Origin of the sequence: Ruegeria sp. (assembly GCF_965221235.1) — a bacterium.
In the GTDB taxonomy this organism is placed as follows: Bacteria; Pseudomonadota; Alphaproteobacteria; order Rhodobacterales; family Rhodobacteraceae; genus Ruegeria.
This window is the reverse complement of the sequence record NZ_CBDCRS010000004.1, coordinates 901,550-926,271: the sequence shown is the minus strand read 5'-3', so window position 1 is coordinate 926,271 and position 24,722 is coordinate 901,550. Positions and strand designations below refer to the sequence as shown.

Genomic DNA, 24,722 nt, shown 5'->3' with positions numbered 1-24,722 from the left:
GAATGGGGTGGTGCGCTCAGATCAGGATGCGAAAGCGTTTGCGGATTTCAGCGTCCTGCGTGTCGCTCAGGTATTGCGGGTGATGGGTGGCCAGAACCTCTTTGGCCTTCGTCCGCGCGGCAGACCATGCGTCGGTGGCGCCCTCCTCTTCCCACGTGCGCGGCTCGTTCCGGTCAGCGAGAGACGGGTAGAAGTAGTCCCGCTCCATCGCCTGATAGGTATGGGTGCTGCCAAGAAAGTGGCCGTCGCCCAAAACAGACTGACAGATGGCGTCAAACCCCAGGTTTTCCTCGGTCACCTCGATGCCGCGCAATGTCCGATAGGTGTGCGAGTGCATTTCATCGTCCAGAATGAACGCCTCGAAGCTTGCGCCCAGCAGTGATGCCGTCATGCCCGAGCTTTCGTAGATCAGATTACCCCCGGCCAGCGCGGCGGCCAGAGAGGTCATCGCCTTTTCCGCCCCATATTGCGCGTCTATCGCCTTGGCGTCGGTCATTGATGCGGCGACGCCCGAGGGCAGTCCCAGCCAGTTGGTGATTTGTGCCGATGCGGCATTCAGGATGGCGGTTTCCCCACTGCCGCCAGCGAAAGACCCGGTGCGCAGGTCCACGATGAACGGCCAGTTGGAAAACACCATCGGAAAACCCGGCCGGATCGCATTGACCATGACAAGGCTGGCCAGTGTTTCGGCCAGCGACTGGGTCAGAAATCCGGCCAGAGTAGCAGGGGCCGTCGCGCCGGCCTGCGCGGCGGTGATACAGGACATAGGTATGTTGTGGGCGGCGCATTCATAAACCACATCCACTGCGTCCTCTCCGAAACGCAATGGAGAAATCACCGGACTAATATGGGCCTTCAGAAAGGGGCGTTTAGCAAATTCTCCAGAACCACCGGCGACGATGTCCAGCATCTCAACAATCGGTGCGACGTTTTCGGCCAGCGTAAATGAGGTAGCCACCGGTTTGGTCGTGTTGCGCACCAGCGCGTAGGCTGTGTTGATATCGAGATCAAGTATGTCGGGGACGTCGGTTGCCACGCAACAACGGGTGAACCAGCTGACATTGGCCAGTGTATCCTGCAACCGGGTGAAATCGTGCAGGTCTGCCAGTGTGGACGGGCGGTAAAGTCCGCTGTCCAGATCCAGTGTCTGCACGGCCGCGCCCCCGGTGCCAAAGAATACGCGATCACCACCAACTCCGATCGAGCGGCTTTTGTCCCGACCGTGGAGGGTGAATGTCTTGGCGGCTGAGTTGATCAATCGCTCTACCATTTCGCGTGGGAAGATCAGCCGATCCTGTTCTCCGGATTGCGCGCCCGCCGCCCGCAAGTCAGCGGCCAGCCTGTCCGGCACGTTCCCCATGCCCAGTGTCTCTAAAAGGCGCAAGGCTGTGTCATAAATCTGCTCAATCTCGAGCGGTGTCAGCGGTTTGAACGCGCCCCCTTTCTGACCGGGTGGGCAGGGGTCAAACGCAGGTTTTGCAGCCCGCTGCGCGTGCCGGGCGCGACGGCCACTCCGTTTGCTGGCCTCTGATGTCATTGCGCTCCTTTCCCGCTGCCCTGTCGGCACACTAAGCGGCAACTCTGCCCCGCCGCAAAGAGGAACGGCGAATATCAGAATCCTCAATCGCTGTTTCGATTTTTTAATACAGTCACCGCCCTTGTTGTCGGCTCGGTCCATTCTTCCGCACAACTTGTTCCGGATCAGAGGGAGCAAAGTCGATGAAGTCACGCACCAAAGTTGTTGTGATCGGGGGCGGGATCGCCGGTTGTTCAACGCTGTATCACCTGACGCAAGAGGGGTGGACGGATGTGGTTTTGGTCGAACGCAACGAGCTTACGTCTGGTACCACGTGGCATTCTGCGGCGCAGGTGACGAATTTCGGCATGAACCAGACGATGGTTGGACTGAAATCGCACTCGATCCGGCTGTACAGGGAACTGGCTGACGACCCGGACTATCCGATCAACTACCACCACGGGGACGGCGGTATCCGCTTGGCCAATACTGAAGCGCAGATGCAGGGTTATCGCCATTTCGCCTCGATGGCGCGTGGGATGGATGTGCATTTCGAGGTGATCGACGCCGAGGAATGCGCCCGCCGTCACCCGCTGATCTCGACCGAGAACCTGATCGGCGGTTTGTGGGACCCGATGGATGGCGACATCGACCCGGCGCAGCTGTGTCAGGCGTTGGCGCGTCGGGCGCGCAAGGCCGGGGCTGAGGTGTACCGAAACACACCGGTCGTCGGGTTGACCCAGCACAGTGATGACACCTGGACCGTTCACACCGAACAGGGCGATATCGACTGCGATATCGTGGTCAATGCCTGCGGCTACCGCGTGAACGAGGTCGGCGCGATGATGGGGGTGCATCATCCGGTCTCGTCCATGGAGCATCAGTACTTTCTGACCGAAGAAATCCCTGCCATCCGGGATGCGGGTCATAGGATGCCTCTGCTGCGGTGTCCGATCAGTGACTATTATTGCCGACAGGAAAAGAACGGGTTGCTGTTGGGGTTCTATGAGCAGGAATGCAAAACATGGGGCATGGACGGGATCGACCCCAACTTCGTCAATGCCCTGTGTCCTGATGATCTGGACCGCGTGACCGACGTGTTAGAGGGCGCATTTGCGAGGATGCCGGCCCTGATGGAGGTCGGGGTGCATACGGTCGTCAACGGTCCGATCACATATACGATCGACGGTGCACCACTGGTCGGGCCGATCCCGGGCAAGCGCAACGCCTTTTGCATTATCGGCCTGCGCGCCGGGTTGGGCGAAGGTGGCGGCCATGGCTGGCTGCTGGCCCAGCAGATTGTGCACGGCGAAGCTTGTTTCGACACGTGGTGCCTGGACCCGCGGCGGTTCACCGGTCATGCGAATGTAGAATTGACGGCGCTGAAGGCCATTGAGGATTATCAGAACGAATTCCGTTTTCACTTCCCGCACGAACACCGACCCGCCGGGCGACCGGCGAAGACAACGCCTCTGACCCCCATTCTGGCCGCAGAAGGCGCAGAATTTACAGTAGTAAACGGGTGGGAGAGGGTCGAATACCTCAAGCCAGTCTCTGATTTTTCACCGACACTCAGTTTCGATTTTGACGAAACATTCGATTTGGTCGCAGCAGAGGTGGCAAATGTGCAAAACGGCGTCGGGCTGGCCGAGGTAAACGGGTTCAATCGAATCGAGATCACGGGCGCGGACCGGCACGCTTTTCTGGATCGTATGTTCTGCGGTGCCGTTACCCGGCGGGAGGGCCGGGTTGGGTTGGGTTATCTGCTGAACCATCATGGGATGATAAAAGCCGAGGCGACCATAGCCAACCTGCCCGCAACCGACCGGGGGCCGGAGCGGCTGTGGTACGGGTCCGCCGCGGCCAGCGAATTCCACGACATGGACTGGCTGACCCAACATCAGCGAGCCGACGAAGACGTCCAACTGCGTAGCCTCACGAACGATCAGACCATTCTGGTTCTGGCTGGCCCCAAGGCGCGCGATGTCCTGTCTGCCTGCGCGCGCGGAGACTGGTCCACCGAAGCCTTCCCTTGGCTTAGTGTGCGCGAGTGTTTCATTGGGATCGCCCCGGCGACGGTGATGGGCGTGAGTTTCTCGGGTGAATTGGCCTATGAAATTCATGTCCCCAACAGCTCGCTTTATGCGGCCTATCTTGCGGTGCGTCGGGCCGGAGAGGCCCACGGCCTGAAACTGTTCGGCGCGCGCGCGGTGGAGTCCATGCGCATGGAGAAGAGCTTTTTGCATTGGAAGGCCGACCTGATCACCGAATTTGGCCCGTTTGAAACCGGCTTGGATCGCTTTGTGAAACTGGGCAAGAGTGATTTTGTCGGGCGGGATGCCGTGCTGAGGCAGAAGGCCGAAGGGCCTCGCAAAAAGCTGGTTGCTTTGCAAATCCACGCAACACAGCAACCGGCCCATCCGGGGGCGTCGTTGATGCAGGGAGAACAAGTTGTGGGCACAATAACTTCAGGTGATTGGGGGCATCGTACCGGCCTGAATCTGGCACATGGCTTCGTGCATCCAGAATTGGCCGGTATTGGAGCCGAGATGGAGTTGGATTCCTGTGGCCATCGCGTGCGCGCGACGGTTATCCCTAGGTCCCCTTATGACCCGGGGTTCGAACGCATGAGATCTTGACCTCCCGGCCAACTTCACCATTGCCGCCTGCGTCAATCTTTGCTTCGATTGTTTCGAAGAAATCGAAACAACGGGTGTGTGGTGTCTAAAACTCTGAGCCTTCGCTGGCTGGAAGTCTTCCGTTTGGTCGCTAAATCGGGATCTATTCAGCAGGTCGCGTCAGAAACCGGGCTGTCGATCAGCACTGTCTCGAACCATCTGCGCAGCCTTGAAAGCGCGCTGGGCGTTGATCTGGTTGATCATGGGCGGCGTCCCATGGGGTTGACCCCGGCGGGAGAGGTGTTTGCGCGCTATGTTCGTGACGGGCTTACGGTGTTGAAACGAGGCGAAACCGAAATCCGCTCGGGTAACTGGAAACACGCAACTGATCTGAGGCTGGCCCTGATCGACGATTTCGACAATCAGATCGCGCCAGACCTGTTTCGGTTTCTGGCGCAGGCCTTGCCACGCTGTAGTTTTCGCCACTACACGCGCCCCAGCCACGAGATCATCACCAACCTGCAAGAGCACAAGTTGGACGCCGGAGTCGCCACCCGTCCTTCGGAACGCACCGAAGGGCTAATCGAATACCCGCTGATGCGCGATCCGTTCATCGTGATCCTGCCGAACACGTTCAGCGGTGAACCCGAAGACCTGCTGAAGCCGGATGCGGACTTGCCGCTGCTGCGCTATTCGCGTGACTTCATTATTGGCAAGCAGATCGAAATTCAGCTAACCCGCAGCAAGTACAGCCTGCCCAATCGGTTCGAACTGGAGTGCAACCACTCGATCATTGGTCTGGTTGCCGAGGGCAGCGGTTGGGCGATTACCACCGCCGCCTGTTTCCACCGCGCACAAAGGTTCCACAACAGCGTCCGGGCGCTTCCCTTCCCTGGGCGCAACTTCGTGCGCACGGTGTCCCTGTTCACGACCGAGGTCTATCCCGAGACGACCTCGAAGCTGATCCAAAAGGTGATGGTAAAGCTGATCCGGCAACATTTTACCGATCCGATGTGTGAGGCCCATTCCTGGCTGAACAACGATTTCCGCACCATGGAGACCGAGGCCACTTAAACTTCAGCGGGTTTGATATCGTCAAACCCCATGCGCCCTTCCGGTTCTCAAAAGTCATTCCGAGGAGATCTTTGGTGGTTCAGATGGCCAGCAGTTCCAATACTTGGGCGTGTAGCTCGGGGGTTGCGGCTGATACGACGGCTCCGTCGGACTGTAAGGTCAGCGGGTGGCCTTTCCAGTCTGTTATCACCCCTCCTGCCGCTTCGATCAGGGGGTGCAGGGCAAGGTAGTCATATGGCTGCAAATCATAGTCCACGACCGCGTCCACATAGCCCGCAGCCAGCAACGCATGGGGATAGCAGTCATAGGCGAACCGGCGGGTTTGCCCTGCCTGCATCAGGCGATTAAAAACCTGCGCGTGGTCGCGATGGATTTTGTCGCCTTCGTTTACATAGAGGATGGCCTCATCCAGACGCGACACGTCTGAAACCTGAATTGGTTTGCCGTTCAGGCTCGCCCCTTTTCCACGCACCCCGACAAAGGTTTCTTGCAGGGCAGGCATGGTGACAACACCCAGTTGCGTCTGGCCATCGCAAAGATGCGCCAGCAAAAAGCCGAACAGCGGATGCCCGGACAGGAATGACCGCGTCCCGTCGATCGGGTCGATCACCCACATGTGGCGACCGTCGCCGGTATCCTGACCTTCTTCTTCTCCAAACACACCATGGTCGGGGAAGTGTTGGCGCAGATATCTGCGCACCTCGGATTCAACCGCTTTGTCGGCCTGTGTGACCGGGCTTTCATCCTGTTTGAACTCGATGCCCAGACTGCCCCGGAAATACCGCATCGCGACCTGCGATGCGATGTCTGCGATTGCCTTTGCGTGCACCTCAAGTGTTGTCGCGTCCAGCATGGTGTGACCTTATGCCTTGATCCGTTCCATTTGCGGGTCGTAGAGCGGTTTCAGAGTCACCTTGCAAGGAACGCGCTGTGTCGCCACCTCAAGCTCATACTCGCCCGAGGTAACATACTCCGCATCGACCCCGTCGGAATTGCGCACGAAACCCAAGCCGATGGATTTGCCAACGGTATAGCCATACCCGCCCGAACTGAGCCAGCCGACGCGCTTGCCGTCGCGATAAATCGTTTCGCGCCCTAGCAGCACGACATCCGGGGCGACGGTGAAACAGGCCAGCATTTTTGTTACGCCTTCGGTTTTTTGCTTTTCCGACGCGGCACGGCCTTTGAAGTCCACGTCCTTGCGCAGCTTCACGGCCCAGCCCAACCCGCTTTCATATGGCGTGTGATCCGGCCCGATATCCGCCCCCCAGGCGCGATAACCCTTTTCCAGACGCAATGATTCAATGGCGCGGTAGCCTGCGTTGACCAGACCATGCGGCTGGCCAGCCTCCATCAGCGCGGCATATACGGTTTGGGCATATTCGACTGGCAGGTGCAGTTCCCATCCCAGCTCTCCCACATAGGTCACGCGCAGCGCTTTGACTGGGCAACCGGCGATGCCAATGGTTCGGATCGTGCCGAATTTGAACCCGTCGTTCGAGACATCGTCGCGGGTGACTTCCGCCAGTATATCCCGCGCTTTTGGACCCATCAGCGACAGCACGGCGTTGGACGAGGTGATGTCGAACAGCTGGCAATTCATCCCTTCGGGGATGTTACGGCTGATCCAGTCGAAATCATGGGTGGCAAAACCGGTGCCAGTGACGATGTAGAACTCATCGTGCGCGACGCGGCCTATGGTCAGGTCACACTCGATCCCGCCCTTATCGTTCAGCATCTGAGTGTAAGTCAGCGCACCCACGGGTTTTTCCACGTCATTGGCGCAAATCCAATTCATCGCTGCCAAGGCATCGGGACCTTTCAGGGCGAATTTGGCAAACGAAGTCTGATCGAACAGCACCGCCGCCTCACGCGCGGCCTTATGTTCGCGACCCACCGCATCGAACCAGTTTTGACGGCCAAAGCTGTATTCGTCTTTGGCGGTCTCACCCAGCGAGGCATCCGCGTACCAGTTCGGACGCTCCCAGCCCAGTTTTTCGCCAAAACATGCGCCTTGCGATTTCAGGGTGTCATAGAGCGGCGACTTGCGGCAAGGACGCCCCGAGTCATGCTCCTCATGCGGCCAGCCCATTGTGTAGTGCTTGCCATAGGCCTCGACCGTACGGGTACGGACCCAATCGGTGTCGAAATGCGGTCGGCCAAAGCGGCGGATATCGGCGGACCACAGATCGAACGGCGGTTCTCCCTTATGCACCCATTCCGCCAGCGCCATGCCCGCGCCGCCGCCTGCGGCGATGCCGAAGGCGTTGAAGCCAGCGCCGACGAAGAAGTTGTTCAGTTCGGGCGCTTCACCGATGATGAAGTTGCCATCCGGTGTAAAACTCTCGGGCCCGTTGGTCAGCGTTTTGACGCCTGCGTTTTCCAAAGCAGGCACACGACCCAGAGCTAGTTCCATCAACTGTTCGAAATGGTCGAAATTGCTGTCGAGCAGCGTGTAGTGGAAACCCTGCGGGATGCCCTTCGTTGCCCATGGGATCGGGTTCGGTTCATACCCGCCCATCACCAGCCCGCCGACCTCTTCCTTGTAATAGGTCAGGCGATCGGGGTCGCGTAATGTGGGCAAGTTCGAGGGCACATCGAAGGGTTCGGTGACCATATACTGATGCTCCATCGGCACCAGCGGCACGTTCACGCCAAAGCGCCCGGCAAAGCTGCGTGTCCACTGACCGGCACAGCAGATCACCTTTTCGCACTCGATCCGGCCATGTTCGGTGATCACCGCGCGGATCTTGCCATCTTCGATCTCGATATCGGTGACCTTGGTGTCCTCGAATATCTTTGCCCCAGCCATGCGCGCGCCCTTGGCCAGCGCCTGCGTGATGTCCGAGGGGTTGGCCTGACCATCGGTCGGCAGATAAGCGGCGCCGATCACGTCCGAGACATCCATCAACGGCCACAACTCCTGCGCCTCGGACGGTGTCAGCAGCTGCATGTCCAGACCAAAGGAATGCGCTGTGGTGGCCTGTCGTTTGACCTCGGTCCAGCGTTCCTCGTTGCAGGCCAGACGCAGACCGCCATTCATCTTCCAGCCGGTACCGAGGCCGGTTTCCTCTTCAATTTTGTTATACAGATCGACCGAATATCCCAGCAATTGGGTGATATTCGCGTTCGAGCGCAACTGCCCCACCAGACCCGCGGCGTGAAAGGTGGTGCCCGAGGTCAGCTTTTTACGTTCCAGCAGCACCGTGTCGGTCCAGCCCAGCTTGGCCAGGTGATAGGCGGTCGAGCAGCCGATGATCCCGCCGCCGATAATGACGGCTTTGGCTGTTTTCGGAAGGTCGGTCATGTCTGTCCTCAGGTATTTTTGAAATCGGTCAGGGCCGCGCGGAACCGCGCGAGGTTTTCAGCCGTGTAGGCCGCATAATCAAAGTCGATATCCGAGGTAATCTCGGACACCATGCTCCACATCGTTTCGCGCAGCAGCGAGGCGCATTTCATTGCCGTATAGCGATGGCGCAGGCCGTCGGTGACGGGGGTTTCGAAATAGGTCTCAAGCACCCAGTCTTCCTGTTCGGGTGACAGGCCGTTGTTCGAGGCCAACCCCCCCAAATCAAACAGCGGCGAATTGAACCCGGCATAGTCGAAGTCGATCAGCCAGAGGCGGTTGCCATCGTCCAGAAAGTTGCCGCAGAGCAGGTCGTTGTGGCCAAACACCATGTCATAGGGTCCGGCCTCGGTTTCCAGACCGCTTCCTGTTTGCACCAATTCCGGGATCAGGGCCGCGTGGGCGCTGCCGCGTTCCGCAAGCGTGGCGGCATAGTCGCGGATGACGTGGAACACCCAGAACACCAGCGACGGGCCACGCAGGTGCTTTGGCACCTCGATATGGCATCGCTTTATTAGATCCAGCACGCGGGGCAGCATGTCGGGGTGGCGGATATCTCCTTCGGTGAGCGTGCGGCTTTCGATGAACTCCAACACTGTCAGGTCGCCCGAAGAATGCACCACCGCAGGCGATAAGCCCGCCGCGTGAGCCGCCTTGCTGGCGGCCAGCTCGTTGAACCGCATCACTTGGTGCAATGGGATGTCGTCGCCTACTCGTACCACGTATGACCCGGTGCCATCCGTGACTTTGTAATTCACATTGGTGATGCCGCCAGTCAGTGGCGTGGCCTCGATTTCTCCCTGCCAGAGCGGCAGAGCGCGGATGCGGGTCATCAGATCGGATTGGCTCATGTTAATTCTCCAGTCCAAAGCGGATGCGGGCCTGACGGGCGCTGGCGTTGATCAGTCGGTCGGCGATGATGGCAATGAAGGCGATGGACAGACCGGCCACCAAACCCCGGCCCGTGTCGGCCTTGGTCAGCGCGATATAGACCTCCTGCCCCAGATCGCGGGTGCCGACGAGGGCCGTGATCACCAGCATCGACAGGGCCAGCATGATGGTCTGGTTGATGCCCAACAGAATCTCGGGGAGCGCCATCGGCAGGCGGATATGGCGCAGCAGTTGTGTGCGGGTGCAGCCCGAGACCAGCCCGGCCTCGATCAATTCCTCACTGACGGACCGCACGCCGTGGGCCGCATAGCGCACCGCCGGGGCCAGCGCATACAGGACGATGGCGATCAGGGCGGTGAAATCGCCGACCCGGAACAGCATCACAACGGGGATCAGATAAACAAAGCTGGGCAGAGTTTGCAGCGTGTCGATCAGCAGGTTGATGACTGTTCCGGCGCGCTTGTTCAGCGCAGCAAACACGCCCAGAGGCACCCCGATCAGCGTCGCCAAAATCACCGATGCACCACACAGATAGACCGTCACCATCGCCTTGGACCACAGGCCCGACACAAGGATCAGCGAAGCCATGCCGCCGCACAGCAGCGCCAGCCGCCAGCCGCCTGCGTGCCAGCCAAGCAGGGTCAGCATCGCAATCGCCCAGGGCCATGGGATGCCCAGCAGGACCGTCTTGATCGGGATCATGAACCAGGTCAGGAAGAAGACCTTGATCGCCTCGAACGTGTCGAAATAATTGACGTTCAGATATTCGACCGTGTTGTCCCAGAACGCGCCGGTGGTGATGGTTTGACCTTCGGGATACTCCAGCAGCAGCGGTGAGAACTGCCCCAGCACCCATGTCAGGACCAGCAGGATCAGAACCAAAATCGTGCGGCGATGACGCGCGATCCACGAGCCCGGCTGTTCGTGATGCACCTGCCCCATGCGTTCGGCGAAAGCCTGACTCAGCCGGTCGACGGCGATGGCAAGAACCACGATGGCAATCCCGGCCTCGAACCCCGCACCAATGTCCAGGCGGCGCAGCGCGGCGAGGACGTCAAAGCCCAGCCCCCCAGCCCCGATCATTGAGGCGATGATGACCATGTTCAGCGTCAGCATGATCACCTGATTGACCCCGACCATCAGGCTGTGGCTGGCCGACGGCACCAGCACGCGCCACATCAACTGTCGCTGGGTCGTGCCCGCCATGCGGCCGAAATCCAGAATCTCGGGGTCCACGCCTTTCAACGCCAGCGTCGTGATCCGCACCATCGGCGGGGTGGCGTAGATGATCGTGGCGACCAAGGCCGAGATCGGCCCAAAGCCAAACATGAACAAGATCGGCACCAGATAGGCAAAGATCGGGATCGTCTGCATCAGGTCCAGAATGGGCGAGATGATCTTTTCGAACAGCGGATGGCGATAGGCGAGAATACCCAGCAACAACCCTCCACCCGCGCCAATCGGCACCGCGATCAAGACCGAGGCGAGCGTGACCATCGCGCTGTCCCATTGCCCGAAGACGGCCAGATAGATGAAACAGGCCCCGACCAGCGCGGCCAGACCCCAATCGCGGCAATACTGCCCCAAGGCGATCACGGCGGTAATCACAACGATCCAGCTAATCGGGGGTAGAATGACCTGCGCGTCATTGCCCTGACCGCTGACAAACCCGTCGGCCAGCAGGGCCAGAACCAGATTATACGGCTGCTCGATCAGCCACGCGATGGCGCGGGTCACATCAGTGAACGAGACCGGACCGATAGCGGCATCCTCGATCAGCCATGTCATCGCCGAGGAGATATAGGTCTTGAACGGGATCACCCAGGCCGAGGGGAACTTGGTCAGCCAGCGCGCATCCAGAGCCTTGCCCAGATCACGGCCATAGTAACCCAGCACGATGGTGATCAGAACCAGCGTCAGCCCAATGGCCTGAGTCCGGTTCGGCCGGATCATGCTGCGTCCCCTTCTCCGAACAGCACATGCGCGATGGCCTTACGGTCAACTGCGCCGATAATCTGCCCCTCTGCATCCACAACAGGGATCGGTTCATCAGCGGCAATGATGCGTTCAGCCACGTCCGACACGCGGGCGGATTGGGTAATTGGCTCACCTTCACCTGCGGCGCCGGGGGTCATGACACCGCCGACGGTCAGAACCTTCGAGCGGGGGATATGTTTTGTGAATTCAGAGACATAGTCGGTGGCCGGGTTCATCACCAGCTCTTCCGGGGTGGCGACCTGGATCACCTCGCCATCTTTCATGATGGCTATGCGGTCGGCCAGACGCACGGCTTCTTCAAAGTCGTGGGTGATGAAGACGATGGTTTTGTGCAGCCGTTCCTGAAGACGCAGGAACTCATCCTGCATTTCGCGCCGGATCAGCGGGTCGAGGGCCGAGAACGGTTCATCCAGAAACCAAAGGTCAGGCTCTGTTACCAGCGAGCGGGCGATGCCAACACGCTGCTGCTGACCGCCGGACAGCTCACGCGGATAGTAGTCTTCGCGCCCTTTCAGCCCGACCAGTTCCACCACTTCGCGGGCCTTGGCTTCGGCTTCCGCCTTTGGCGTGGCCTGAATGGTCAGCGGGAACATTACGTTCTGCAAAACGGTCAGGTGCGGCAACAAGGCAAAATGTTGGAACACCATGCCCATCTTGTGGCGGCGAATTTCGATCAGTTCCTTGTCATTCGCGCGCAGCAGGTCACTGCCGTCGAACAGAACCTCTCCACCCGTGGGTTCAATCAAACGCGACAGACACCGGACCAACGTCGACTTGCCTGAGCCGGACAGGCCCATGATGATGAAAATCTCACCCTCTGCGATGTCGATATTGGCATTGCGAACCGCGCCGATGATACCTGCATTGCGGATGGTATCTGCGGATGGGGTCGGGTTGTGACTCAGCAGAGCTTCGGCGCCGGGCCCATATAGTTTCCACACATTGCGGCAGGATAGTTTGATCTTTGGAGACATCAGGCGGGTCCGGTGTTGCAATCGAAAATGCCGGAGCGAGCGGGAGAGGAGGGGGGGGCTCGCTCCGGCTGGGCAGATTATTTGGATATCCAGGCCGACCAGCGGTCTTTGTTGGCATCCATCCAATCCGCAACAACGGTGTCGATTTCGACGCCCTCAAGATCAGCTTTGCCGACCATCGCGCTCATCTCATCATTGTTGATGTTGTAGGCTTCGATGATGTCGTAAGCGCCGGGCCACTTTTCCTGCAAGCCGGACCATGCAGCTTTCCAGATCGGGCCACGCGGCTTACCACAGTCATAAGCAAGGCTTGGGTTTACGCCTACGGATGGGTCGGCATAGCATTCGGGCGTGTATGCGGGGAACTCCACAAACTCGCCGTCATATTTCGCAGGCGCCCAGTGAGGGACATAAACCCAAAGCATGATCGGGTCTTCGCGCTGATAGGCGGACTCCAGTTCCGCAAACAGGGCCGCGTCGGTACCCGCGTGGACGACCTCGAACTCCAGCTCCAGCGCTTCGACTCTTTCTTCGTCAAAGCCGCCCCACGTTACCGGTCCACCCACATAGCGCCCGTTCGGAGAGGTTTCGGCGGTGGCGAATTCCTCGGCGCAGTCTTTCAGCGCTTCCCAGTTGGGCAGGCCGGGGCAGCGGTCCTTCATATAGGACGGATACCACCATTCCTCGATCGCCATCAGGCCGGTTTCGCCGACATTGACGACATTGCCGGTGGCGGTTGCCTCATCCAGCGCTTCGCGCCCGGTGGTTTCCCAGATTTCCATCGCCAGATGCAGATCGCCGGTTTTCAGGCCCGCGAATTGCGCAATGTAATCTGCTTGAAGGTATTCAACGTTATATCCCGCCTCTTGCAGGATCGAGCCCATGATCTTTGTGTTGATCAGCTGCCCGGACCAGTCATGCAGTGTCAGCTTGATCGGGTCCGTGGATTCAACGGCCCAGGCCGACGTGGTTGCGACTGTTAAAGCTAACGCACTGAGTCCCAATTTGAGGTTCATCATACCATCTCCCTGTCGTGGTTTTTCTTGGTGAATCGGTGGTATTGCGGAAAGTGCAGCACATTGTGGGGTTTTGTGTCAATAAAAACCACGTTTGACCACATATACCTTATGTGGCGAGCCAGGAAGGCGCTTAAGTTTTGCGCCGCGTTGCTTTTTGTGGGTATTGTGGTATCCGTTATTGGCAGTTTGTCGGGTCTGAAAGTAAAGTGAAGAAATGAACCTAAGGACAACCAACCAGCGCGAAGAAGAGATTGTACGCACGCTGTTCAAAACCGGAGGGTCCTGTCGGGTCAGCTTTCTTGCCAATGAGTTAGGCGTCACGCTGGAAACCATCCGTCGCAACGTGCGCACGCTTGAAAAGCGCGGTATCGTGCGCAAGGTGCATGGGGGTGTTCACCTGCTGGAAGACATCCTTGAGCCGCCGCTGGAAAGCCGTCTGGACAAGAAGGTAGACGCCAAAGAAAAGCTGGCGAAGGCGGTGGCAGAGACTATCAGCAATGGCGATTCAGTGTTTTTGGATATCGGCTCGACAACAGCCTATGTCGCGCAAGCCTTGCGCGATCACAGTGATCTATTTGTTGTGACCAACTCGATCTTTGTGGCCCACACCCTGGCTACGCGGAACAACAATAAGTTGTTCATGGCAGGGGGCGAGCTGCGCCCTCATGATGGCGGCGCTTTTGGCGTTGAGGCGCAAAACTTGATCCGTCGGCTGAACGTGCGTTTTGCGATCCTGTCTGTTGGGGCGGTCAATGCAGAGCAGGGGTTCATGTTGCATGATTTGCAAGAGGCCAATCTGGCCCATATCGCCATGGATCGGGCGCAGGTTCGTATTGTCGTGGCCGACAGTGAGAAGTTGGGAAAACGCGCTCCGGTGACTTTGGAAGAGGCGGACCGGATCAACCTTCTATTCACCGACACGCAACCGGCGAAAGACATCCGGGACATGTTGTCCGCAAATGATGTCGACGTGGTCGTGGTGGAGTGACATTGCGAAAAGAAAGTAGATTCGAAGTTTCGCTTAACCGGTCGCGGGTGGCGCGAGGGATTGGCGCTCAACAATACGCGTATCGAGGCGCAGACCCGAGCCTTCTGCTTTGTTCTCCAGCATCCCGACCAATTCCAGCGCGGCCCGGCGCCCCATCTCTCGGTGCGGAACATGTACCGTCGTCAGGGCCGGTGAGGCGATCCGGGCCAGCTCGATATCGTCAAACCCGGTGATTGAGACATCGCCAGGCACTTGTAACCCCGTCTCACGCGCCCGATGCAGCGCCCCTACAGCCAAGACGTCGTTGCCGCACAATACCGCAGTGGGCGGCACGTCCTGCGACATAAGCCGGGAAAACGCTTCGGCCCCGTTTTCGATCTCATACGATGTTTCGATGATGGTTAGGTTCGATGGGGGCAAATCGTTGCAACGCAGAGCGTCCCGGACGCCTTCGATCCTCAGGCGGGCTCGGTCGTTGCCTGTGCTGATGCCTGAAATTACCCCAATCCGCGTGTGACCCAGCCCGACCACATGGTTCGCCAGTTCCGCCATTGCGGCGCGGTTGTCAAAGCCGATGGACGGCAGTTTTGCGCTTTCCACAAAGGACCACGCGACCAGAACCGGAATTTTGCGCTGCTCAAGATAGTCATAGATCTTTGGGTCACGGTCATGTCCGATCAGCAGTAGCCCATCCGCCCCGCGCGCGACCAGAGTTCTGATCTGTTCTTCCTCGATGTCAGGTTTGTAGGCCGAACTTGAGACCAGCAGCGTATAACCGTGTTGGTGAAGCTCTTCCTGAAAAGCTTGCAACCCGCGCGCAAAGATTGCGTTCTCCATCGTGGGAATAATCGCACCAATGGTCGAGGTCCGCTTGGCCGCCATAACCCGCGCGGCGAAATTCGGCGTGTACCCCAGCGCATCCACAGCCGACAGAACACGCGAGCGTGTTGCTTCGACCACCCGGTCGGGGTTGTTCAGGCAACGCGATACGGTCGCTGTCGAAACCCCCGCCAGCTTGGCCACATCATCCAATGTTGGCGCCGATCCCAGTTTCGACATTTTAAAACCCGCAATTCAGTTTTCCCAATAAGTTTAAACGCAAGAACAGGTTTAGGGAAGCAATTATGTAAGCGCTTGCATTTTTCATGTAAGCGCTTACAAATGGATTTGGGCCGAATCTACAGGGAGTCCGGGAAATGTATCTGACTGCATCCATCATCGTGTTCGTTATCTACTTTGCGAATGTCGCCATGGGTGCCTTTGCGGGCAGCGCATTTCTTGGGGACGTAGGTGAGATGTTGGTCCTGTTCGCGGCGTCGATCCTGTTCGTTGTCGCAATTCTGAAAAGGGAAGCTGACCGCGACGCAGAAAGCGACAGCTGACTTTTTTGCTTGGGAGGGCAATTGATGAACGACGACAAAACCGAACTGGCCTCGGCAGAGCGCCGCAACTTTCTGAAACTCAGCGCGGGTGGCGCGTTTACGGCTGCGATGGTGGCCGGGGCGGCAGGGGTGCTGTGGTCATCCGAGGCCGCGGCGCAGACCGCCAAAGAAGAAAGCGAGCGTGAGAAAGCCGCTGACCATGTGATGACCGTCGCCACGGCCTACGTGCTGGGCGCATCTCGCAGCTATCCGATCATGCAGTTGGACCTGAAGGAAAACATCCAGAACGCCACCAACGGCAAGGTCTACGTCAAACTGGCTCCGGGTGGACAGCTGGGCGCAGGTGGATCGCTGGTCCAGAAAGTGCAGGGCGGCACCATTCAGGCGGCGCAGCATTCGCTGTCGAATTTCGCGCCGTTTGCGTCCACCGTTGACCTGATCAACATGCCTTATCTCTGCGGCTCGAACCAGAGGTTCACCAATCTCGTGCATTCGGACGCGTGGAAGAACGAAGTGCATCCCAAAGTCGAAGCTGCGGGCTTTAAGGCATTGTTCTACGTGGTGATCGACCCACGCGTCGTTGCCGTGCGTCAGGGTGGCAACCCGGTTGTCACGCCGGGCGACATGAGCGGTATCAAGTTCCGCGTTCCCGGATCGAAAATGCTGCAACAATACTACCGTATGGTGGGTGCGAACCCGACGCCTGTTGCCTGGGGTGAGACACCCTCGGCCATCAAACAGGGCGTTGCCGATGCGCTTGATCCGTCCGTCGGTGCGCTGTTCGTGTTTGGCTTTAAGGACATCCTCAGCCATGTGACCTTCACGCAGGCGGTGCCAGACAGTCAGGTCTATTCCTGTAACCTCGAATGGTTCAACTCGATGCCTGCCGATGTGCAGGAAGGCATCATGTGGGGGGCGGAAATGACCAGCCACCAGAACCTGTCCAAAGTGCCCTCGGCCCGCGCGTATGCCATGGCCGAGCTGAACAAGGCCGGTGTTCAGTTCCAGTCGCTGACCCCTGATCAACTGGCCGAATGGCAGGATGCTGGCGGATACCAGCGCTCGGAATGGGACCCGTTCAAGACTGAACTGGCCGGGTCCATGGACAACTTTGAAAAGCTGGTCGAGGCGGCCGGTACGCAAGGCAAATACTACGTCCACGACGCGTAACGCCGTCTTGGGCGCCTGCATCGGGCGCCCCATTTTTACCACTGACAGTCAGGTCTGAGAGGGCCCGAAACAGAAGGCTGCGGCCTGGCTGTTCTATCGCCGAGGGATACGGATGACCGTTCTTCAAAACATAGACCGAAACGCTGAGCGCTGGTTGCTGCTGGTGTTTTATGTGATGCTGGTCATTACCATGGCCATCGAGGTGCTGCGGCGTGAGATTTTCGCGTTCTCCTCGATCTGGGGCGAAGAGATCGTCCGCTATTCCTTCATTTATCTCGCGTGGATCGGGGCTGCGGCTGCGGTCAAAGAACGCGCCCACATCCGCATTGACGTGATCATGCACTACCTGCCGCAGCGACCCAAGGCATTGCTGTATATCTTTGGCGATCTGGTGATGTTCGTTGTGGCGATCATTGCTTTGTACTGGTCGTTTGAAGCTGTCCACGTCTCTGCCAAGTTCGGATCGGTGACGGACGGGCTGCGGGTGTCCAAGGTCTGGTTCCTGATGGCCGTACCCACGGGGTTCGCGTTGATGATCTGGCGCCTGATCCAATCCTTCCTGCGTGATGTGAAATCCCTTCGTGACGGCACGCCCGTCTTCGAAGGCGACAAGCTGTTTGACTGAGGAGAACCCAAATGCTCTGGAATACCCTCAATCAAACCGTTGAACTGGGCTGGGATTTTTACCTGCCTGTGATCCTGTTCGTCGGTCTGATCGCCCTGGCCGTGCCCGTCTGGGCAGCGATTGGTACTGCTGCGATCGTCATGCTGGTCATGTCGGGCGACCTGCCGCTGAGCCTTGTGGGCGAAAGCCTGTTTACAGGCATTGACGCCTTTGCCCTGACCGCCGTGCCGCTGTTCATCCTGACCGGAGACGTGCTGGTCCGCACCGGGCTATCGCGCAAATTCCTCGATGTGGCCGAGGCGCTGACGTGCTTCGCCAAGGGTGGTTTTGGATCGGCCACGGTGCTGGTCTGCGGTATGTTCGCGGCGATCTCGGGTTCAGACGCGGCGGGCGCTGCCGCCGTGGGTCGCATGACCATCAACCGTCTGGTCGAAAGCGGCTATCCGCGCCCATACGCCTGTGCGCTAGTGGCCGCAGGGGCTTGTACCGGCATCCTGATCCCGCCCTCCATCGCCTATATCATCATTGGTCTGGTGCTGGGTATCTCTGCCTCGACACTGTTCCTGGCGGCGCTGATCCCCGGTCTGGCCATTCTGATCTCGATCCTGATCACCAACATCATCATGAACCGCATCTACGCCTATGAGGGCGGCGGCATGATGACGATGGGCGAGTGGCTGGCCAATCTGGGCAAAGCCCTGAAATCCGGTTGGTATGCGTTCATCGTGCCCGGCATCATCTTCTATGGCATTTTTTCGGGCCGCTTGACGCCGACTGAGGCTGGCGCGACCGCCGTGGTTGTCACTATCATCATGGGCTTCATCCTGCGCACGCTGACACTGGCCGACTTTCCGTCGATGCTGGTCAGCTCGGCCAAGGTGAACGGAGTTATCCTTCCCATTATTGCCTTCTCCGCTCCCTTGGCCGAAGCGTTGGCGATCATGGGCGTACCGCAGGGCTTTGTGACATCCGTTACCAACCTGACCGATGACCCATACCTGCTGATCCTGCTGATGATCGGCATCCTGATCGCTGCGGGCTGTGTGATGGAGACGACGCCGAACATCGTAATCCTCGCGCCGATCCTGAAACCTCTGGCCGACAATATCGGCATGAACGAGATTCAGTTCTGCATCATGATGATCACCGCGCTGGGCGTGGGCTTTATCACTCCGCCGCTGGGTCTGAACCTGTTCGTTGTATCTGGCATTACCGGTGAGTCCATTCTGAAGATTGCCGCCCGGGCCGTGCCTTTCGTACTGACTATGCTGATCGTGGTGATCCTGATCGCCTATGTTCCGGCGGTGTCGACCACCTTGCTTCCTGAAATCTACCAATAGGACCTGCTGACCATGCCTCGTGACTATCTCAAAAAGGCGACTTTGACGGCGCAATCTCATGCCACAGAAGTGCATGACACGGTCAAATCCATCCTTGCCGATATTGAGGCGGGCGGCGATGCCAAAGCGTTGGAATATGCGGCCAAGTTCGACAAGTTCGAAGGGAATGTGCTGATGACGCAGGCCGATATCGACGCGGCCATCGCCCTGGTTCCTGAAAAGCTGAAGGCCGATATCCGATTTGCCCATGACAATGTGCGCCGCTTTGCCGAAACGCAAAAGGCCACTGTCTCGGATGTGCAGATGGAAATCGTTCCGGGGTTCATCGCTGGTCAGAAAGCAATCCCTGTCGACGCGGCCGGCTGTTACGTACCCGGTGGTCGCTATAGCCACATCGCCAGCGCGATCATGACCGTGACCACGGCCAAGGTGGCCGGGTGCCGCCACATCACCGCGTGTTCTCCGCCCCGTCCGGGTGAGGGCGTCGCGCCTGCAATTGTCTATGCCGCGCATATCTGCGGCGCTGACAGCATTCTGGCCATGGGTGGTGTGCAGGGCGTGGCTGCGATGACCTATGGCCTTTTCGGGCTGCCGCGCGCCAATATCCTCGTGGGGCCGGGCAACCAATTCGTGGCTGAGGCCAAGCGCATTCTCTACGGTAAGGTCGGCATTGACATGATCGCCGGGCCGACGGACAGCCTGATCCTTGCAGACAAGACTTCGGATGCGCATGTGGTTGCAACCGATTTGGTCAGTCAGGCCGAGCACGGGTATAACTCGCCCGTCTGGCTGGTGACGGATGACCGCGAACTGGCGCAGAAAGTGATGGAGCTGGTTCCGGCCCTCATCGAAGACCTGCCGGAACTGAACCGCGAAAACGCCGCTGCCGCGTGGCGTGACTATGCTGAGGTGATCGTCTGTGCGGACCGGGAAGAAATGGCTGCCTGTTCCGACGACTACGCGCCTGAACATCTGACCGTTCAAGCCGAGGATCTGGATTGGTGGCTCAACCGGCTGACCTGCTATGGTTCGCTGTTCCTAGGTGAGGAGACCACCGTTTCCTACGGCGACAAGGCCACCGGGACGAACCACGTTCTGCCAACCTCGGGTGCGGCCAGTTATACCGGCGGGCTAAGTGTCCATAAATACATGAAAATCGTTACGTGGCAGCGTGCAACGCGGGAAGGCTCCAAACCGATTGCCGTGGCGACCGCACGTATTTCCCGACTGGAAGGGATGGAAGGGCATGCTCGCGCGGCGGATGTGCGTCTGGCCAAGTATTTCCCTGATGAACAGTTCGATCTGACCGCAGATGGATGACCCCCGAATGCTTTTCGACCTGACGGGACGGGTGGCGTGCGTCACCGGGGCCAGTTCCGGCCTTGGTCGGCGGGCTGCTGCTGTCTTGGCCGCCGCCGGAGCGCGCGTGGTCGGCGTGGCCCGCCGCGCAGAAGCACTGACTGAGATGAAAGACGAGATCGGCGAAGCTGCCGATGCCGTGGTGGCTGATGTTGCAGACCGGTCGAAAATCGAAGAGACGGTCGAGCAGATCGGGTCCAAGTTTGGCCCGCCGGACATCGTAATTCACGCCGCCGGGGTGAACACACGCGAAGCAGCGGACGACGTCTCGCCTGAAGGCTGGGACACGACCCTCGCTCTGAACCTCAGCGCGCCGTTCTTTCTGAGCCAGGCAATGGTGCCAGCTATGAAAAAACGCGGCTGGGGGCGGATCGTGAATTTCGCCTCATTGCAAACTACACGGGCTTTCCCGGGTGGCATCGCCTACGGCGCGACCAAGGCCGGGATCGGACAATTGACCCGCGCCATGGCCGAGGCGTGGTCGCCGCACGGCATCACCGCCAACGCCATCGGGCCAGGTTTCTTCCCGACCGAACTGACGCAGGCTGTGTTCGACGACCCCGAGCGGGCGGCGCGTAACGCGGCGCAGACTTGTATCCGGCGCAATGGGCGGGCCGAGGATATCGACGGGCCGATCCTGTTTCTGTGCTCAAAAGCTTCGGACTATGTCACCGGGCAGGTGCTGATGGTTGACGGGGGGTTCACGGCGAAATGAAGGCTCTGGTCTACGAGGGTGTCGAACGGGTGGCGTTTCGGGATGTTCCCGATGCCACTCCGCAACTTGACGAACACCTCATCCGCATCGAGGCCGCGGGCATCTGTGGTTCGGACATGCACGCCTATCTGGGGCATGATGCACGCCGTCCGGCCCCGTTGATCCTTGGGCATGAGGCGGCAGGAACCATCATCGGCGGTCCGCGGGACGGCGCGCGCGTGACGATTAATCCGCTTGTAACCTGTGGTACCTGTTCGGCCTGCCTATCTGGGCGCGAGAACCTGTGCGGCAATCGTCAGATCATCTCAATGCCACCGCGTGAGGGCGCGTTCGCACAATACGTTGCCATGCCCGACGCTAATCTGGTTGAAGTGCCCGAGCATGTGAGTTTCGCCAAAGCCGCGCTGGCCGAACCGCTGGCGGTCAGCTGGCATGCAGTCCGTCTGGGTCTTGAAACCCTTCACCCGGCGATGGAACGCAGAGCCCTGGTGATTGGTGGTGGGGCCATCGGTGTTGCTGCTGCTCTGGCCCTGTCCGCGATGGGGCTCGAGGATGTGGTGATCGTAGAACCCAGTGAGGCACGACGCGCTTATTTGAAGGGAACAGGCGCATTCAACGTGGTCAAGGAAACCGCTGATGCCTTCCCGTTGGTGATCGACGCAGTTGGCTATGCGGCCACGCGAGCCTTGGCTTCGGCGCAGGCTTTGCCGGGCGGGGTGATCGTGCATGTGGGGCTGGGCGAGGATGCCGGAGGGCTGGATATCCGCCGCATGACCTTGCAAGAAATCACTTTTGTCGGCACCTATACGTATACAGTCGAGGATTTCCGGCAAACGGCTCAAGCCATTTTTGACGGTCGCCTGGGTGCATTGGACTGGATCGAAGAGCGGGCTCTGTCTGACGGAGCCCAAGCGTTCCGGGACTTGCGCAACGGGGATGTTGCCGCGCCGAAAATCATCCTCGGCCCATGGGGCTAGGCCCGTCAGAAACGGAGACAAACATGTATAAGAAAATTCTTGTTCCAATGGCGCTGGATCACGGCATTTCCCAGCACACGCTGGAGGTTGCTCGCGCCCTTTCCGCAGAGGGTGCTGAGATCATCGCACTCCATGTCTATGAGATGCCGCAGGGATCGGTCAGCGCATATCTGGATGATGAAATGGTTGCCGAGGCCTATCGCTCGGCCGCCCGTCTGCTGCGCGAAAAGACTGAAGGTATTGAGGGCGTTACGGCTCAAATCGTTAAGGGGCATACTGCCCGGACAATCATCGACTTTGCCAATCACAATGACGTGGATTGCATCGTCATCGGCTCGCACAAGCCTGACATCAGCGACTATTTCCTGGGCTCGACCGCGTCTCGGGTCGTGCGCCATGCCGGATGTGCCGTGCACGTCCATCGAAGACTTTAACCCGTCAATCGCGCCCAGTGCGCCCCAAACAGGACTGACAGACCGGATATGAACATAGACAAGAAGATCACTGATGATCTGGTCGCAAACGACATCTCGTTTGTTACCACCGTGCCATGCAAACAATTGGCCGGGGTCATAGATGAAATCGACCAGCGCGATGGTATCTATCACATCCCCTCAAACAAAGAAGATGAGGGGATGGGTCTGTGTGCAGGTGCATGGATGGGTGGCAAACGCCCAGCCATCATCATGCAGAACACGGCCATCGGTGTCACGATCAACACTCTGGCGACGCTGATCCAATACTACCGGATGCCGCTGCCGATGCTGATCTCATATCGCGGAGAGCTGCGCGAACCCATCGCCTGTCAGGTCGAGATGGCGGTGCACACCAAGGCCCTGTTGGCGCAATTGAATATCCCGACCTACCACTTTCACCATCAAGCGGACGTTGAAGAGCTGGACGCGATCCTGAAATACACCTTCATGTGCAACAAGCCGGTCGCCATCCTGACCGACGCCAATTTCTGGGGAGGCTATGGCGACCAATGATCCGTTCTGAGATTCTGAAAGAAATCGCCCCGATCCTGCGGGATCAACTGGTTGTCTGCAATATCGGTATCCCCAGTCAGGAACTGCATGCCATCGACGATCAGCCCACCAACTTTTACATGCTGGGCACAATGGGTCTGGCCTCGTCCATTGGGCTGGGTCTGGCGCTGTCGCAGCCGAAGCCGGTGATTGTAATCGACGGAGACGGCTCGATCCTGACCAATCTGGGGACCCTGCCGACCATCGCCAACAATGTGGCGGACAACTACATCCTGCTGATCGTGGACAATGGCTCGTATGGATCGACCGGGGACCAGCCGACCTATGCGGGGCAGAAAACTTCGCTGACGAAAATGGCCGAGGCTGCGGGCTGTGAGCGCGTCATCGAGTGCGCCGCCGAGGAGACCGGTCGGGTGCTGCAAGGGGCGCTGGACGCCAAGCAGATGACCATCATCGTCAGCAAGTGCGAAAGCGGCAATGCCAAGATGCCACCGATCACGATGGACCCGGTGGTGATCCGCGACCGCTTTATGAAGGCCGTTCAGGCCTAATGCCAGCCAGCGCCATCCACAGCGCCGAGGACGCCCGCCGTCTTGCGCGGCGGCGTCTGCCGTGGATGGTGTTCGACTATATCGACGGCGCGGCAGGGGCCGAGGTTGGAGCTGCCCGAAACCGCGCCGCACTTGACGCGATGACCCTGCGTCCACGTGTTCTGCGGGATGTTAGCGAGCGGTCATTGGCGACCACGCTGTTTGGCAAACCGGCGCAGCGCCCCTTTGGTATTGCGCCGATGGGCATGTGCAACCTGTCCGGCCCCGGCGCCGATCTGATGCTCGCCCGACTGGCGGCGCGCTATGATGTGCCGCTGGGGGTGTCGACCGTCGCTTCAACCTCGATGGAGCAGATAATCGAAGTTGCAGAGGGCAACGCCTGGTTCCAACTTTACTTCAGCGGAGATGGGTCTGGCACGTTCAAGCTGGTCGAACGTGCCAGGGCTGCGGGTTATAAGACACTGGTCCTGACCGTGGACGTCCCCGAGGTTGGTCGCCGCCCGCGAGAGCTGCGGCATGGTTTCAAAATGCCGTTCCGCATCGGCCCGCGCCAGTTCGTCGATTTCGCGTTACACCCAAGATGGTCGCTTGCGACCTTATTGGCTGGTAAACCTCAGATGGCGAACTTTTTGACGGATGGCTACGCGTTCGACCGCACCGAAAGCCGGGCAAAGGCGACATGGGAAACGCTGACCCGCCTGCGCGACCAGTGGGATGGCAATCTGGTCGTCAAAGGTGTGCTGGACCCCGAGGATGCGCTGGCCGTGAAGGGGGCGGGGGCGGATGCTGTGCAGGTCTCCAGCCACGGGGCGCGACAGTTGGATAGTGCTCCGGCGGCGTTTGAGGCGTTGCGCGACATTCGCGCCGCTGTGGGCGATGACTATCCCTTGTTTTACGACAGCGGGCTGCGGTCGGGCGAGGACGCGGTCAAAGCTCTGACGAATGGCGCGGACTTCCTGTTTTTCGGCCGGGTGATGCAATTTGCCATCGCCGCAGCCGGTGAAGCGGGCTTGCATCAACTATGGGACGTTCTGAGCGATGAATTCAGCATCACAATGGCGCAGATCGGAGCGACTTCTGTCACAAATCTGCGCCCTGCAACGGTAAACGGCCCCGAATAGCCCCGATTTGGTGCATCCCCAACGATGTGGTATGACATGGGTAAGACGATCCCACATTCAAGATTTTTG

General features: G+C 59.1%; 22 protein-coding genes. 14 read left to right on the top strand and 8 right to left on the bottom strand.

Features of this window, described 5'->3' with window-relative positions; genetic code table 11:
• Positions 1-16: 16 nt before the first annotated feature.
• On the bottom strand, positions 17-1,537 hold the full coding sequence (locus ACOQOY_RS07605) for a trimethylamine methyltransferase family protein (RefSeq protein ID WP_420584859.1): 1,521 nt from the start codon (positions 1,535-1,537) through the stop codon (positions 17-19).
• Between the two features lie 182 nt (positions 1,538-1,719).
• On the opposite strand from ACOQOY_RS07605, the gene ACOQOY_RS07600 reads away from it, so the two are divergent.
• Together ACOQOY_RS07600 and ACOQOY_RS07595 are read left to right on the top strand one after the other, a co-directional pair.
• Complete coding sequence (locus ACOQOY_RS07600) at positions 1,720-4,155, top strand: GcvT family protein (protein ID WP_420584858.1); 2,436 nt, start codon at positions 1,720-1,722, stop codon at positions 4,153-4,155.
• Between the two features lie 81 nt (positions 4,156-4,236).
• A complete protein-coding gene (locus tag ACOQOY_RS07595) occupies positions 4,237-5,208 on the top strand; it encodes a LysR family transcriptional regulator (RefSeq protein ID WP_420584857.1) in 972 nt (323 codons plus the stop codon).
• Between the two features lie 79 nt (positions 5,209-5,287).
• Here the strand turns inward: ACOQOY_RS07595 and ACOQOY_RS07590 are convergent, their stop codons facing one another.
• From ACOQOY_RS07590 to ACOQOY_RS07565, 6 genes are all read right to left on the bottom strand, one after another.
• Positions 5,288-6,061 carry an inositol monophosphatase family protein gene (locus tag ACOQOY_RS07590; RefSeq protein ID WP_420584856.1) on the bottom strand — a complete coding sequence of 258 codons (774 nt, stop codon included), beginning with the start codon at positions 6,059-6,061 and terminating at the stop codon, positions 5,288-5,290.
• 9 nt (positions 6,062-6,070) lie between these two features.
• Positions 6,071-8,515, bottom strand: a complete 2,445-nt coding sequence (locus tag ACOQOY_RS07585) for a GcvT family protein (protein WP_420584855.1) — start codon at positions 8,513-8,515, stop codon at positions 6,071-6,073.
• 8 nt (positions 8,516-8,523) lie between these two features.
• Complete coding sequence (locus tag ACOQOY_RS07580; protein ID WP_420584854.1) at positions 8,524-9,405, bottom strand: phosphotransferase; 882 nt, start codon at positions 9,403-9,405, stop codon at positions 8,524-8,526.
• 1 nt (position 9,406) lies between these two features.
• The gene (locus tag ACOQOY_RS07575) at positions 9,407-11,398 is read right to left on the bottom strand and encodes an ABC transporter permease (protein WP_420584853.1); all 1,992 of its coding nucleotides are present in this window, start codon (positions 11,396-11,398) and stop codon (positions 9,407-9,409) included.
• Positions 11,395-12,417 (bottom strand): quaternary amine ABC transporter ATP-binding protein, encoded by a 1,023-nt coding sequence (locus ACOQOY_RS07570; RefSeq protein WP_420584852.1) that lies wholly within the window; start codon positions 12,415-12,417, stop codon positions 11,395-11,397. The genes ACOQOY_RS07575 and ACOQOY_RS07570 overlap by 4 nt, the downstream gene beginning before the upstream one ends.
• Before the next feature lie 77 nt (positions 12,418-12,494).
• Entirely contained in the window at positions 12,495-13,436 is a 942-nt protein-coding gene (locus ACOQOY_RS07565) for an ABC transporter substrate-binding protein (protein WP_420584851.1), read from the bottom strand.
• 214 nt (positions 13,437-13,650) lie between these two features.
• Here ACOQOY_RS07565 and ACOQOY_RS07560 point away from each other — a divergent pair, with 214 nt between their 5' ends.
• A complete protein-coding gene (locus ACOQOY_RS07560; protein ID WP_420584850.1) occupies positions 13,651-14,424 on the top strand; it encodes a DeoR/GlpR family DNA-binding transcription regulator in 774 nt (257 codons plus the stop codon).
• A 33-nt stretch (positions 14,425-14,457) separates the two neighbouring features.
• Here the strand turns inward: ACOQOY_RS07560 and ACOQOY_RS07555 are convergent, their stop codons facing one another.
• Positions 14,458-15,483 carry a LacI family DNA-binding transcriptional regulator gene (locus ACOQOY_RS07555; protein WP_420584849.1) on the bottom strand — a complete coding sequence of 342 codons (1,026 nt, stop codon included), beginning with the start codon at positions 15,481-15,483 and terminating at the stop codon, positions 14,458-14,460.
• 137 nt (positions 15,484-15,620) lie between these two features.
• Between ACOQOY_RS07555 and ACOQOY_RS07550 the strand changes: the two genes are divergently transcribed.
• The 11 genes from ACOQOY_RS07550 (at position 15,621) to ACOQOY_RS07500 (ending at position 24,653) form a co-directional block, all read left to right on the top strand.
• Entirely contained in the window at positions 15,621-15,806 is a 186-nt protein-coding gene (locus tag ACOQOY_RS07550; RefSeq protein ID WP_420584848.1) for a hypothetical protein, read from the top strand.
• 24 nt (positions 15,807-15,830) lie between these two features.
• Complete coding sequence (locus ACOQOY_RS07545) at positions 15,831-16,976, top strand: TRAP transporter substrate-binding protein (protein WP_420584847.1); 1,146 nt, start codon at positions 15,831-15,833, stop codon at positions 16,974-16,976.
• 112 nt (positions 16,977-17,088) lie between these two features.
• Positions 17,089-17,601 (top strand): TRAP transporter small permease, encoded by a 513-nt coding sequence (locus ACOQOY_RS07540; RefSeq protein WP_420584846.1) that lies wholly within the window; start codon positions 17,089-17,091, stop codon positions 17,599-17,601.
• A gap of 11 nt (positions 17,602-17,612) precedes the next feature.
• Positions 17,613-18,941, top strand: coding sequence for a TRAP transporter large permease (locus tag ACOQOY_RS07535; RefSeq protein WP_420584845.1), 1,329 nt, complete (start codon positions 17,613-17,615; stop codon positions 18,939-18,941).
• A 12-nt stretch (positions 18,942-18,953) separates the two neighbouring features.
• Positions 18,954-20,261, top strand: a complete 1,308-nt coding sequence (hisD, locus tag ACOQOY_RS07530) for a histidinol dehydrogenase (protein ID WP_420584844.1) — start codon at positions 18,954-18,956, stop codon at positions 20,259-20,261.
• On the top strand, positions 20,254-21,015 hold the full coding sequence (locus ACOQOY_RS07525; protein ID WP_420584843.1) for an SDR family NAD(P)-dependent oxidoreductase: 762 nt from the start codon (positions 20,254-20,256) through the stop codon (positions 21,013-21,015). The genes hisD and ACOQOY_RS07525 overlap by 8 nt, the downstream gene beginning before the upstream one ends.
• Positions 21,012-21,992 (top strand): alcohol dehydrogenase catalytic domain-containing protein, encoded by a 981-nt coding sequence (locus tag ACOQOY_RS07520; protein ID WP_420584842.1) that lies wholly within the window; start codon positions 21,012-21,014, stop codon positions 21,990-21,992. The genes ACOQOY_RS07525 and ACOQOY_RS07520 overlap by 4 nt, the downstream gene beginning before the upstream one ends.
• Positions 21,993-22,015: 23 nt before the next feature.
• A complete protein-coding gene (locus ACOQOY_RS07515) occupies positions 22,016-22,426 on the top strand; it encodes a universal stress protein (protein ID WP_420584841.1) in 411 nt (136 codons plus the stop codon).
• A 48-nt stretch (positions 22,427-22,474) separates the two neighbouring features.
• Complete coding sequence (comD, locus tag ACOQOY_RS07510) at positions 22,475-22,981, top strand: sulfopyruvate decarboxylase subunit alpha (protein WP_420584840.1); 507 nt, start codon at positions 22,475-22,477, stop codon at positions 22,979-22,981.
• Positions 22,978-23,532 carry a sulfopyruvate decarboxylase subunit beta gene (comE, locus tag ACOQOY_RS07505; protein ID WP_420584839.1) on the top strand — a complete coding sequence of 185 codons (555 nt, stop codon included), beginning with the start codon at positions 22,978-22,980 and terminating at the stop codon, positions 23,530-23,532. Before comD ends, comE begins: the two co-directional genes overlap by 4 nt.
• Positions 23,532-24,653 carry an alpha-hydroxy acid oxidase gene (locus tag ACOQOY_RS07500; protein ID WP_420584838.1) on the top strand — a complete coding sequence of 374 codons (1,122 nt, stop codon included), beginning with the start codon at positions 23,532-23,534 and terminating at the stop codon, positions 24,651-24,653. Before comE ends, ACOQOY_RS07500 begins: the two co-directional genes overlap by 1 nt.
• Positions 24,654-24,722 lie beyond the last annotated feature (69 nt).